The following is a 12747-nucleotide window of genomic DNA, read 5'->3' as shown; positions in this document are numbered from 1 at the left end:
TTTGAGTTTAATGGCGAACCGCCTATAATGCTGGCATTTTTGATTTTCCGGCGCGGAATAATACGAGTTTAACAGTGGCAAAACAGATCCAAGCGATTCGCGGCATGAACGATATTCTGCCGACCCAGAGCCCCGTATGGCAGAAAGTTGAAGCGGTTTTGCGCGCTTCAGTGGCTTCCTTCGGATACAGTGAAATCCGTACTCCTATCGTAGAAAGTACTGACCTGTTCAAACGTTCTATCGGTGAAGTGACCGATATCGTTGAAAAAGAGATGTATACCTTTGCTGATCGCAATGGCGACAGTCTGACCTTGCGTCCAGAAGGTACCGCGTCGACTGTGCGTGCTGGTAATGAACACGGCTTGCTGTATAACCAAGAACAGCGCCTGTGGTATATCGGTCCTATGTTCCGCCATGAACGTCCACAAAAAGGCCGCTATCGCCAATTCCATCAATTTGGGGTGGAAGTCTACGGTATTGCCTCTGCTGAAATCGATGCTGAAGTATTAATGCTGTCTGCATCTTTATGGGAAAAATTAGGCCTTACCGATCATGTAACGCTGGAGCTGAATACGCTGGGTGATAACCACGAGCGTGCGGCGTATCGCGATGCATTGGTGGCGTTTTTAGAACAGCATAAAGACAAACTCGACGAAGACAGCCAGCGCCGCATGTATAGCAACCCATTGCGCGTATTGGATAGCAAAGACCCACAAGTACAAGCCTTGTTGGGGGATGCTCCAGTATTGGCTGACTACCTCGAAGACGACTCAAAAGCACATTTTGCCCGCCTGTGTGAACTACTTGAAGCAGTAGGCATCCAATACAAGGTTAATCCACGCTTGGTACGTGGCTTGGACTACTACAACCGCACTGTATTTGAGTGGGTCACTGACAGCTTAGGTGCGCAAGGCACTGTGTTAGCCGGTGGTCGCTACGATGGTTTGGTGGGACAGTTAGGTGGTAAAGATACGCCGGCCGTTGGTTTTGCCATGGGCTTAGAACGTATCGTTTTGTTGCTGGAAACGCTCGAATTGAACGCTGACGTAGCATCGACTGTAGATGCCTATGTAACCGCGATGGGCGAGCAGTGTGTGCCAGCAGCAATGAAGATTGCGCAAGAATTGCGTCAAGCATTACCCACACTGCGTGTGATGACTCACTGCGGTGGTGGCAACTTTAAAAAGCAAATGAAACGTGCTGACAAAAGCGGTGCAGCTTATGCACTTATTATCGGCGAAAATGAACTGGCAGCGAATCAGGTGGTCGTAAAACCATTGCGTGATGATAGCGAACAGCAGTCAGTTGATCGTGCCGCGTTGGCCGCTTATTTGGCAGAACATATTAAAAAATAATTTTTAGAGGAAGTGCGCGTGGAAATTTACAGCACAGAAGAACAACAAGTTGAAGCGATCAAAAAGTTCTGGCAAGACTATGGAACTTCAATCCTTGCTGGTGCAGTGATTGGTTTGGGTGCGCTGTATGGCTGGAACTGGTACACAGATCATCAAGTTAAACAGACGGAAGCCGCGTCACAGGCGTTTAACCAAGTCGTACAAAACAGCCAAGACGAAAAAGCGTTAACCGCTGCAGCTGCCGAATTTGATAAAACACATTCTCAAGTAGGTTACTCAGCATTGTTGCAACTGGTGGTTGCTAAGACCGCCGTACAAGCTGGTGATTTAGCAAAGGCTGAATCAGCTCTGCAGGCAGCAATTGCAGCTAAACCAGGTGAAGCGGTAGAAACTATCGCTGCTTTGCGTCTGGCGCGGGTGCAGGCTGAACAAGGGCAAATTGACAGTGCATTAAGCACCTTAGACACAGTAAGCAGCGCTGCATTTGCTGCTGAAAAGGCCGAATTAAAAGGCGATTTTCTGGTTCGCAAAGGCGACTTAGCCAATGCTAAAACCGCTTATCAGGAAGCTGTAGAGAAAGGTGGGGTGGTTAACAGTCCAGCCCTGCAAGTGAAACTCGACAATTTGACTCAGGCTTAAGGAATCGCCAATGAAGTTATGGTGTAAGACACTGATCGCCTGTGGTTTAGCTGTTGGCGTATTGAGCGGATGTGCTTCAAACGATGAAGAGATTGTGGTGAATGACCTGCCGGACATCCAGCAGACGATTGACCCACAAGTTGTCTGGAGTGATTCAGTCGGTGACGGCGTTGGTGATTATTTTTCGCGTCTGCATCCTGAGGTGCGTTACGGCAAAGTATTTGTTGCCTCACGTGACGGTAAAGTTACCGCATTTGATCAGCAAACTGGCTATGAAGTATGGTCAGTAGATTTTGACGATCTATTTGGTGATAGCGAACTGAAAGAAACCCAAGGCGCACGTATCGCTGGCGGTCTTTATGCGGCACAGAACAAACTGTTTGTCGGCGATGAAAGCGGTTTATTTGTCGCGCTGAACGCTGATGATGGCAAGCTTGTTTGGAAAGCACATGCCAGCGGTGAGTTATTATCTACTCCGGTTGCAGCCGAAGACGTTGTTGTCGTTAACAGCGGCAAAGGCGTGGTAGATGCTTTTGATATCGATACTGGCGAGAAAAAGTGGAGCTATGAGTCCACTATGCCAAGCCTGACCCTGCGTGGCACCAGTTCTCCAGCCTATGCTGAAGGTGGTGTATTTGTGGGCACAGCTGATGGCAAAGTCGTCGTGATTGTGAAAGCCAACGGTCAAGCCGCTTGGGAAGCGCCAATCTATACACCAAAAGGTGGTAATGAGTTTGCGCGAATGGCCGATGTTGATATGACGCCACTGCTTTTGGGTGAGAATATTTACGCGGTCAGTTACAATGGCAACCTTGCGAGTATTGAGATGCGCAGTGGCCGTGTGGTTTGGTCACGTAAATACTCAAGTTATCACGAGTTAGCGCATTCAGGACTGCAGCTGTATCTGGTGGATGACCACAGCCGTGTCTATGCCGTGGATCGTCGTAATGGTCAGGAGTTGTGGAGTAATTCAGACTTACTGAACCGTGAGCTGACTTCACCAGCAGCGTATCGCAACTATATTGTGGCAGGTGATTTTGAAGGTTATCTGCACTTCTTTGACCGCGAAACGGGTAAGCTGGTTGGCCGCATTTCGGTAGACAGCTCAGGCTTATTTAGCCAGCCAATCGTGGTTGATGATAAAATTTATGTGCAAGGACGTTCCGGCAATATTGCCGTGATTACTCTCCCGTAAGGAGCACCTTGCTCGATTACGAAGCCTTCGGGAGTTATTCCGAAGGCTTTTTGTTGTTTTAAAGATTAAGAGGAAATCCATGATTCCTGTCGTTGCCCTGGTAGGGCGCCCAAACGTCGGTAAATCGACCTTATTTAACCGCCTGACCCGTACGCGGGATGCGTTGGTGGCCGATTTTCCAGGACTGACCAGGGACCGTAAATATGGCCGTGCCTTTTTGTCTGGGCATGAGTTTATCGTGGTGGATACCGGTGGTATTGATGGTACCGAAGAAGGTATCGAAACCAAGATGGCTGAACAATCGCTAGCGGCGATTGAAGAAGCAGACGTAGTGTTGTTTATCACGGATGCGCGTGCCGGTTTAACGGCGGCCGATCAGGCGATTGCGCAGCATTTGCGCGCGCGTGAGAAAGTGACCTTTGTGGTGGCCAACAAGGTTGATGGTATTGACGGCGATTCTGCATCGGCAGAGTTTTGGGGCTTAGGTTTGGGTGAAGTCTACCAAATGGCAGCTGCTCATGGCCGTGGGGTTACCCAACTGATTGAACACGTGTTAGCGCCTTTTGCAGAAGCTGTGAGTGACGAAGATAGCGACGATACTGACGATGCGGTTGATGAACGTCTTTATACCGAGGAAGAAGCGGAATCGGAGCAGGAGCGCTTACGAGCACTGCCGATTAAGTTTGCGATTATTGGTAAGCCTAACGTTGGTAAATCAACGCTGACCAACCGTATTCTCGGTGAAGAGCGGGTGGTGGTATATGACCAACCCGGCACTACCCGTGATTCTATCTATATTCCAATGCAGCGCGACGAGCAGGAATACGTCATCATCGATACCGCGGGTGTGCGTCGTCGTGCCAAAGTGCACGATACCGTCGAGAAATTCTCGGTGGTGAAAACCTTAAAAGCGGTGGAAGATGCCAACGTGGTGCTGCTAGTGATTGATGCCCGTGAAGGTATCGCTGAGCAAGACTTAGGCCTGCTTGGCTTTGCACTCAACGCAGGTCGTGCGCTGGTGATTGCAGTAAACAAGTGGGACGGTATCGACACCGATATCAAAGATCGCGTCAAGAGCGAGCTTGACCGTCGTCTTGGCTTTATCGATTTTGCCCGTATTCACTTTATTTCGGCACTACATGGTACTGGCGTTGGTCATCTGTTTGAGTCGATTAACGAAGCCTACGAAAGTGCAACCCGTCGCGTCAGTACTTCCATGCTGACCAAGATTATGCAGATGGCGCAGGACGATCACCAACCGCCACTGATTAACGGTCGCCGCGTGAAACTGAAATATGCTCACATCGGCGGATATAACCCGCCAGTGATTGTGATCCATGGTAATCAGGTTTCTAGACTGCCAGATTCTTATAAGCGTTATATGACCAACTACTATCGCAAATCATTGAATGTGGTTGGTTCACCTATTCAGATGCGCTTCCAAGAAGGGGATAACCCATTTGAAGGCAAAGTTGAGAAACTAACGCTGAGTCAGCAACGTCAGCGGAAACGTATGCTGGGTGCGATTAAAAACCGTAATAACGGCTAATCGCAAGCGCGATGAGAAAAACGCTGGCTAAGGCAGCGTTTTTTTATGGTTCGATTTTGCTGATATTGGAATAGACCACGCCGTCTTTGAGCAGCGTTTTCATTTCATCCCCCACCCGCAGCTGAGAGGCTGCGCTAATCACATGATCCTCTGCATCTTTACTGATGCTGTAGCCGCGGCTCAGCGTAGCTAAAGGACTGACACTCTGTAGTGAATGTGCCGCCTGTTTAACCCGACTTTCCGCCTGTGCCAGTTGGGACTGCATTAACTGCTTAAGCTTATGCTCAAGATGATGTAGCTGCTGCTGGCTGTAATTCAGTTGATGTTTGGGGTGTTGTGCCGTCAGTCGACCATCGAGACGTTGCAGCGTTACGCTACGACGATTGAGCAGATGTTGCATGGCATTGCTGAGTTTTAATTGCTGTTCATCAAACCGCTGTGTAAGGAGCTGTAACTGTCGCTGTGGATCTTGCCGTTGTAAGCGGTAGTCGAGATTTTTCAGCTGTTGCTGGGTATTGAGTTGATAGTGCGCCCAACCTTGGCGTAAACGCAGATTAAGCTGCTTGAGGCGCACCAGTTTGTCTTGTCTGTCGCCGGAAAGCAGTTCCGCACCTGCAGAAGGGGTAGGTGCTCTTACATCAGCGACATAATCACTGATGGAGGTATCAACCTCATGGCCTACTGCAGACACAATCGGCAGTTGACTGGCAAATATTTCCCGTGCCACCGTCTCACTGTTAAAACACCATAAATCTTCTAAGCTGCCGCCGCCGCGTGTGAGTAGCAAAACATCAACTTCATCGCGTTGATTTGCTAAACGAATGGCATTGGCAATTTGGCCAATGGCGGCATCGCCCTGTACTTGGGTGGGATAGATAACCACTTCCAGCGACGCATCGCGGCGCTTCAGTACATGCAGCACATCGCGCACAGCCGCCCCTGTCGGCGAGGTAATAACGCCAATGCGCCGGATGTGACTAGGCAGCGGTTGTTTGTGTTCAACACTAAACAAGCCTTCAGCAGCAAGCTTCATTTTCAATGCTTCAAACTGCTGCGCTAGTAAGCCATCACCGGCAGGTTGCATCGAATCAATTATCAGCTGATAGTCGCCACGTGGTTCATACACGCTGATATTGGCCCGCACTAACACTTGCTGGCCGTTCGCCGGGCGAAAACGTACCTGCTGGTTTTTACCGCGGAACATGGCGCAGCGCACTTGCGAATAATTATCTTTGAGGGTGAGATACCAGTGACCTGAACTGGCCTGAATGAGGTTGGATATCTCGCCAGAAAGCCAAATGCGGCCCAGTTGAGATTCCAACAGGTGGCGTACTTCGCCATTAAGACGTGAGACGCTGTAGATTTGTTGTTCGCTGGCAGCCATAAAAAGTGTGCGCTAGTGCGTAAAAAATTTTCACTATTGTCCATTTACGGCACCTCGCTTGCAAGGTATAATGCCGCCGCAATATTTCACCTCTATTTGACTTGTATCCTTACCCAAGGGGAGATGTTGCAATGCTACGTTTGATTAAAGAAGCGCTGACCTTTGATGATGTTCTACTGGTTCCTGCGCACTCCACTGTACTCCCCAATACTGCTAACCTGAAAACTCGTCTGACCAACAGCATTGAGTTGAATATCCCATTGGTTTCTGCCGCTATGGACACGGTAACAGAAGCCAGACTGGCCATTGCAATGGCACAGGAAGGCGGCGTTGGTTTTATCCACAAAAATATGAGCATCGAAGCTCAGGCTGAAGAAGTTCGCAAAGTAAAAATTTATGAAGCGGGCGTAGTTCAGCAACCTGTGACTGTGACTCCAGAAACTACCCTGACTGAGCTGAAAGCACTGAGCGAAAAATGCGGCTTCGCAGGTTTCCCTGTGGTCAACTCTGCCAACGAATTGGTGGGTATTATCACTGGCCGTGACGTACGTTTTGTGACCGACTGGAGCAAAACTGTTGAAGCGGTAATGACGCCTAAAGCGCGTTTGGTCACCGTCAAAGAAGGCACCAAGCTTGATGAAGTGCAAAAGCTGATGCACGCCAACCGTATCGAAAAAGTGTTGGTAGTGGATGACAACTTCAAGCTGAAAGGTCTGATCACCGTTAAAGACTTCCAAAAAGCAGAACGTAAACCAAACGCTTGTAAAGACGAGTTTGGTCGTCTGCGTGTGGGCGCAGCAGTTGGTGCTGGTGCAGGTAACGAAGAGCGTATCGACGCATTGGTAAAAGCCGGTGTTGACGTACTGCTTATCGATTCTTCACACGGTCATTCTGAAGGCGTATTGCAACGTATTCGTGAAGCACGTGCAAAATATCCAGACCTGCAAATCGTAGGCGGTAACGTTGCGACTGCTGAAGGTGCTTTGGCGCTGGTTGAAGCTGGTGTGAACGCGGTTAAGGTGGGTATCGGTCCTGGCTCAATCTGTACTACCCGTATCGTAACGGGTGTCGGTGTACCACAAATCACTGCGGTATCTGACGCTGTTGAAGCAGTTAAACACCTGAACATTCCAGTTATCGCTGACGGCGGTATCCGTTACTCTGGTGACTTGGCAAAAGCACTGGCTGCCGGTGCATCATGCATCATGGCGGGTTCTATGTTTGCGGGTACTGATGAAGCGCCAGGTGAAGTCGAACTGTACCAAGGTCGTGCATACAAATCTTACCGTGGCATGGGTTCACTGGGCGCAATGTCAAAAGGCTCTTCTGACCGTTACTTCCAATCTGATAACGCGGCAGACAAGCTGGTGCCTGAAGGCATTGAAGGTCGTGTACCTTACAAAGGCAAAATCAAAGAGCTTATTCACCAACACATGGGCGGCTTGCGTTCATGCATGGGCTTGACTGGTTGCCCAACCATCAAAGATTTGAACGAAAAAGCACAGTTTGTGAAAGTGACCGCAGCGGGTATGGGCGAATCGCACGTACACGATGTGACCATCACTAAAGAAGCACCGAACTATAATAATCGTGGTTAATCTGCTGGATTAATCCGTTTCACAGCATGTGATGATTTTAAGCCGTGGTCAGCTTGGCCGCGGCTTCACTTAAATCGAAATAAAGGTTTTCAATGAGCAATATTCATGAGCACAAAATACTGATCCTCGATTTTGGCTCTCAGTATACCCAGTTGATCGCCCGTCGAATCCGTGAAATCGGCGTTTATTGTGAGTTGTGGGCATGGGACGTTAACGAAGCGCAAATTCGTGAGTTCGCCCCTAACGGTATTATTCTTGCCGGTGGTCCAGAAAGTGTGACCGCAGAAAACTCACCGCGTGCACCAGAATATGTGTTCAATGCTGGCGTGCCAGTATTGGGTATCTGCTATGGCATGCAAACCATGAGCGAACAGCTCGGTGGTAAAGTGATCCAAGGCATTGGTGAAGGCGAGTTTGGTTACGCGCAAGTGGAAGTGCAAGCGACCTCAGCCCTGTTTGCTGGTATTGAAGATTCAATCAGTGACGCTGGCAAGCCTTTGCTGGACGTATGGATGAGCCATGGCGATAAAGTCTCGGCAATTCCAGCTGGTTTCCAAACTGTGGCGAAAACTGAAACTTGTCCGTTCGCGATTATGTCGAACGAAGAGAAAAAATTCTTCGGTGTCCAATTCCACCCAGAAGTGACTCATACTCGCCAAGGTCAACGTATTCTGGAGCGTTTTACGCTGGACATCTGTGGTTGTGACAACAAGTGGCAACCAGCATCTATTATCGAAGACGCTGTCGCTCGCATCAAAGAGCAAGTGGGCGACGATGAAGTGATTCTTGGTCTGTCAGGTGGTGTGGATTCATCAGTGACAGCGATGTTGCTGCACCGCGCGATTGGTAAGAAACTGACCTGCGTATTCGTTGATAACGGCCTGTTGCGTTTGAACGAAGCGGATCAGGTACTGGAAATGTTCGGTGACCACTTTGGGCTGAACATTGTGCATGTTGACGCTGAAGACCGCTTCTTAGCCGCGCTGAAAGGCGAAAACGACCCTGAAGCTAAGCGTAAAATCATTGGCCGTGTATTCGTTGAAATCTTCGATGAAGAAGCGACTAAATGCGTTAATGCTAAATGGTTAGCACAAGGTACCATCTATCCAGACGTGATCGAATCTGCGGGTAGCGCCACTGGTAAAGCCCACGTGATTAAATCACACCACAATGTGGGTGGTTTGCCAGATGATATGGAATTGGGCTTAGTTGAGCCGCTGCGCGAGCTGTTTAAAGACGAAGTGCGCCGCATCGGTCTAGAACTCGGTCTGCCATACGACATGCTGTTCCGTCATCCTTTCCCAGGCCCAGGTTTGGGCGTGCGGGTACTCGGTGAAGTGAAGAAAGAATACTGTGACTTGCTGCGCCGCGCTGACGCCATCTTCATCGAAGAACTGCGTAAAGCGGAACTGTACGATAAAGTCAGTCAGGCCTTTACCGTGTTCCTGCCAGTACGTTCAGTGGGCGTAATGGGCGATGGCCGTAAGTACGATTGGGTTGTTTCACTGCGTGCAGTTGAAACCATCGACTTTATGACAGCGCATTGGGCACACCTGCCATACGATTTCTTGGGGCGCGTTTCCAACCGCATCATCAACGAAATCGACGGTATTTCGCGCGTGGTTTACGATATTTCTGGCAAGCCGCCAGCAACTATCGAGTGGGAATAGTCCCGCGTTAATCCCTTAGCGTTTTACTCTTTAAAAGCCCGCATTGCGGGCTTTTTTGCTTTTTGTCTAATTTGAAAACAGTTCACTAAGCGCCTGATTTAGCAAGTTGCATTGGGCGCGCAAGCGTACCAACTGTTCCTTAGCACATACGTTAAGCGAGCAAAGCCGGTTACTGTTTGAATCCCCACGGTGATTTTCGTCATCTATTCGATTGCTGTGCTATGCTCCGTCCATTGAAAGCAATAGATGATATTTATGAGCAACACATTTGATCTTGATGCGATTGAGACCGAAGTAAACACTTGGCTTGAGCAGGTGGTTATTGGCTTAAATCTGTGTCCGTTTGCGGCCAAGCCACAGCGCAATAAGCAGATCCAAATTCATGTCAGTGAAGCGACGACTGAAGAAGAATTGCTGAGTGAGCTGTTTCAATGTTTCACTGAGTTAGATAACAACAGCGCTGACGAGTTGGAAACCACCTTGGTGGTGGTGCCCGGCATGTTGCAAGACTTCTTCGATTACAACCAATTCATCGATTGGATTGATGCTTTGCTGCGGCAAGAAAAGTGGGATGGTACTTATCAAGTGGCTACGTTCCACCCAGATTACTGCTTTGCTAATGCGGACGCAGATGATCCAGCCAACTTAACCAATCGCGCACCTTATCCGATTTTCCATCTGATCCGCGAAGCCAGTATGAGCAAAGTGCTGGAGCATTACCCAAACCCCGAAGCGATCCCTGATACCAATATCGCACGAGTGTCAGCGTTGACGGATACTGAACGCCAAGCGCTGTTTCCTCACCTGTTCAAACAATAATTTGGGTGGGAACACCTGCGTTGAGGTGGCGCGGCAGCTAGCCGTGTTTGCTATGCGCGCCATCGTCGGCGGTTAACTACCAATCTGAGCCCCTTCTGTTTATACTCCAGCGCAATTGAACCACCCATTCAGAAAGACGGCCTGATGACTGATACTGCCAACCTTAACCCACAACAACTCGCTGATGATGAACGCTGGATGCGCCATGCGTTGCAACTGGCAGAAAATGCCGAAGCGGCGGGTGAAGTACCTGTGGGCGCGGTGTTGGTAAAAGATAATCAGATTATTGCTGAAGGCTGGAACCTGCCAATCACCGATCACGACCCTACGGCGCATGCGGAGATCCGCTGTTTACAACAAGCGGGCAGGGCACTGCAAAACTATCGGCTACTGGACACCACCTTGTATGTCACGCTAGAACCCTGTGCTATGTGTGCAGGCGCTATGGTGCATAGCCGAATTGAGCGCGTAGTGTTTGGTGCCTTTGACGCCAAAACGGGGGCTGCCGGTAGTGTGATAGATCTGCTACAACAGCCACAGTTCAACCACCAAGTGCAGGTGACGTCAGGGGTGTTAGCCGACGAATGCGCGACGCGACTGAGCAACTTTTTTAAGCGACGCCGCCAAGAGCAAAAGGCGCTTAAACAGCAGCGCCAAGACGAGTCGCTACAAGACGCTAGTCAGCAAAGTGTAGGAAAAAGTTAAATAAGCGATGGTGAGCGTGTTGACGCTTACGATGGGCTTTCTTTACAACACGACGACGGGCGGCACTGCGGTTAATGGTACGCTGCTTCATAGTAGAGGTCTTCAGCCGACGAGCGAACAGTGGATTCTACCGTAACATCTTCATTGCGCATCGACTAGCCTCAATACCAAGATTGTGAATTACGTAAACTGACCGATAGTCAGTTCATTATTCAGGCGAGCCTGCGTTAGCCGCTTCACTCGCCTCGACATTTTCTTCATCACTTTCGGTTACCGTAGTGCTGTCTGCCAGTTGTTGCTGGCTATTATGGTTGTCCATCCACACCAAGGTATCGTAATAGCGGCGAATATTGCCAACGTAACGCACCGCCTCACTGCCACGAGCATAGCCGTATCGGGTATTGAGATAATATTTGCGCTGTTGCAGCAGCGGTAATACCTGTTTCACATCTTTCCAGGCGCTGGGATTTTTGCCCATTCGCTCGGCAATAACCCGTGCATCTTCCACATGACCATAGCCAATGTTGTAAGTGGCTAGTGCGAACCACATGCGCTCTTCTGCTGGAATGGATTCAGGCAGTGATTGCAGAATGCTGCTGAGATATTGCGCGCCGCCCTTGATACTTTGCTCGGGGTCTAAACGGTCTGTCACGCCTAATTGCTCAGCCGTAGGAATGGTCAGCATCATCATGCCACGCACGCCAGTGGGTGAGCGCGCCCGCGGGTTCCAGTGCGATTCTTGATAACTGGCGGCGGCCAGCTTACGCCAGTCAAGCTCTCCGGCATATTGCTCAAACCAGTGACGGTATTCAGGAAGACGACTTTCAACCGCGCGCATAAAAGCGCGGGTATCTACATAATCAAAACGCTTAACGTGGCCAAAGTATTTCTCAACTAAATGATCTAAAGTGCCATCGCGCTTTTCTTCGTGCCAAAAATGCAGCAGCTGGCTCATGAGCTGGTCGCTGTTGTCATGACGCATTAACCAGACGATCGGTTGATCTTCCACTAAGGTGGGGCCAAGTCTGAGTTCAGGCATAAAGCGGCGGCTGATTTCAAAAGTGGTTGAGTCAGAAATGGTATAGTCCAAACTACCCGCATCAATCATCGCCAATACTTCTTCACTGTCTTTGTCGGTGAGTTCTTGCCATTCAATTGCAGGGTTTTGTTGCTGTAAGTGTTTCAGGGTTTCGACAAAGGATGACCCACTGACCACCGCAATACGGCCATCTATGCTATCTGGCGTTGTCGGTACACGAGCGCCTTCGCGGTAAACTACCACTTGATTGACATAATAAAGAGGTGGGCTAAGACGAAATTCGCTACGGCGTTGTTGGGTATCAGAAAGACCAGCGGCCACCACGTCAATGTCGCCCTGCTCCAGCGCTTGATAAAGTTCGTCAATACTGCCGTAGGGCGTAATGTTGAGTGGCTTGTTGAGAAAGTCAGCAAAACGTTCCGCCAGCTCGTAGTCAAAGCCGCTATTGCCACGGCTGGAATTTACATAAATTTGAGCGCCATAGAGAGTGCCAACACGCAGTTCTTTGCCGACATCAGTCTCCGGCGCAACGGACATTTCGTCGTTGAGCTTTTGGCATCCGGCGAGCAGTAGTAGGGCTGCAAAGGTAAAGGTCAGCTTGTTCATATTAAAAAATTAAATCTCTATGGTACTAATCAATCGTATTTATGCTAAAAGTTGCTGGGTTATATTAAAAATCAATATTATTCATATGGTTAAAAAAATAACGCAGCTAAATATTTTTCATCAATGACTGGTTGTTTACCATGATGAACGCACTGTTCCTTGAGCTGTATAGTTTATAGCATAGTAAA

The 12747-nt window shown here is 49.3% G+C and carries 10 protein-coding genes; 8 read left to right on the top strand and 2 right to left on the bottom strand.

The annotated features are described in order from the left end of the window. Positions 1–74 precede the first annotated feature (74 nt). The 4 genes from hisS (at position 75) to der (ending at position 4738) form a co-directional block, all read left to right on the top strand. Complete coding sequence (gene hisS / locus HR45_RS06255) at positions 75–1355, top strand: histidine--tRNA ligase (RefSeq protein WP_037440882.1); 1281 nt, start codon at positions 75–77, stop codon at positions 1353–1355. Positions 1356–1373: 18 nt separating this feature from the next. Then, positions 1374–1994, top strand: a complete 621-nt coding sequence (locus tag HR45_RS06250; protein ID WP_037440877.1) for a YfgM family protein — start codon at positions 1374–1376, stop codon at positions 1992–1994. Between the two features lie 10 nt (positions 1995–2004). Then, positions 2005–3189 (top strand): outer membrane protein assembly factor BamB, encoded by a 1185-nt coding sequence (bamB, locus tag HR45_RS06245; protein ID WP_037440876.1) that lies wholly within the window; start codon positions 2005–2007, stop codon positions 3187–3189. A gap of 79 nt (positions 3190–3268) precedes the next feature. Beyond that, positions 3269–4738, top strand: a complete 1470-nt coding sequence (der, locus tag HR45_RS06240) for a ribosome biogenesis GTPase Der (protein ID WP_037440874.1) — start codon at positions 3269–3271, stop codon at positions 4736–4738. 43 nt (positions 4739–4781) lie between these two features. Here der and xseA read toward each other — a convergent pair whose 3' ends face one another. Next, complete coding sequence (gene xseA, locus HR45_RS06235) at positions 4782–6122, bottom strand: exodeoxyribonuclease VII large subunit (RefSeq protein WP_037440872.1); 1341 nt, start codon at positions 6120–6122, stop codon at positions 4782–4784. Between the two features lie 131 nt (positions 6123–6253). On the opposite strand from xseA, the gene guaB reads away from it, so the two are divergent. The 4 genes from guaB to tadA all read left to right on the top strand — a co-directional run bounded on the left by guaB (position 6254) and on the right by tadA (position 10914). Continuing rightward, positions 6254–7720 carry an IMP dehydrogenase gene (guaB, locus tag HR45_RS06230; RefSeq protein WP_037440870.1) on the top strand — a complete coding sequence of 489 codons (1467 nt, stop codon included), beginning with the start codon at positions 6254–6256 and terminating at the stop codon, positions 7718–7720. Positions 7721–7812: 92 nt separating this feature from the next. Continuing rightward, entirely contained in the window at positions 7813–9390 is a 1578-nt protein-coding gene (gene guaA, locus HR45_RS06225) for a glutamine-hydrolyzing GMP synthase (protein WP_037440867.1), read from the top strand. 255 nt (positions 9391–9645) lie between these two features. Continuing rightward, a complete protein-coding gene (locus HR45_RS06220) occupies positions 9646–10209 on the top strand; it encodes a DUF1415 domain-containing protein (protein ID WP_037440865.1) in 564 nt (187 codons plus the stop codon). A 144-nt stretch (positions 10210–10353) separates the two neighbouring features. After that, the gene (gene tadA / locus HR45_RS06215) at positions 10354–10914 is read left to right on the top strand and encodes a tRNA adenosine(34) deaminase TadA (RefSeq protein WP_052074551.1); all 561 of its coding nucleotides are present in this window, start codon (positions 10354–10356) and stop codon (positions 10912–10914) included. Between the two features lie 208 nt (positions 10915–11122). Here tadA and mltF read toward each other — a convergent pair whose 3' ends face one another. Then, entirely contained in the window at positions 11123–12559 is a 1437-nt protein-coding gene (mltF, locus tag HR45_RS06210) for a membrane-bound lytic murein transglycosylase MltF (protein WP_037440858.1), read from the bottom strand. Positions 12560–12747: the final 188 nt, after the last annotated feature.

The organism is Shewanella mangrovi (genome assembly GCF_000753795.1).
Classification (GTDB): domain Bacteria; phylum Pseudomonadota; class Gammaproteobacteria; order Enterobacterales; family Shewanellaceae; genus Shewanella; species Shewanella mangrovi.
The sequence above is the reverse complement of the archived record's forward strand: the minus strand, read 5'-3'. Positions and strand labels throughout refer to the sequence as shown.

Excerpts from the sequence above, each read along its gene's own strand:
- mltF (WP_037440858.1), bottom strand. The coding sequence starts at position 12,559 with ATGAACAAGCTGACCTTTACCTTTGCAGCCCTACTACTGCTCGCCGGA.
- HR45_RS06220 (WP_037440865.1), top strand. The coding sequence starts at position 9,646 with ATGAGCAACACATTTGATCTTGATGCGATTGAGACCGAAGTAAACACT.
- bamB (WP_037440876.1), top strand. The coding sequence starts at position 2,005 with ATGAAGTTATGGTGTAAGACACTGATCGCCTGTGGTTTAGCTGTTGGC.
- guaB (WP_037440870.1), top strand. The coding sequence starts at position 6,254 with ATGCTACGTTTGATTAAAGAAGCGCTGACCTTTGATGATGTTCTACTG.
- xseA (WP_037440872.1), bottom strand. The coding sequence starts at position 6,122 with ATGGCTGCCAGCGAACAACAAATCTACAGCGTCTCACGTCTTAATGGC.
- guaA (WP_037440867.1), top strand. The coding sequence starts at position 7,813 with ATGAGCAATATTCATGAGCACAAAATACTGATCCTCGATTTTGGCTCT.
- der (WP_037440874.1), top strand. The coding sequence starts at position 3,269 with ATGATTCCTGTCGTTGCCCTGGTAGGGCGCCCAAACGTCGGTAAATCG.
- tadA (WP_052074551.1), top strand. The coding sequence starts at position 10,354 with ATGACTGATACTGCCAACCTTAACCCACAACAACTCGCTGATGATGAA.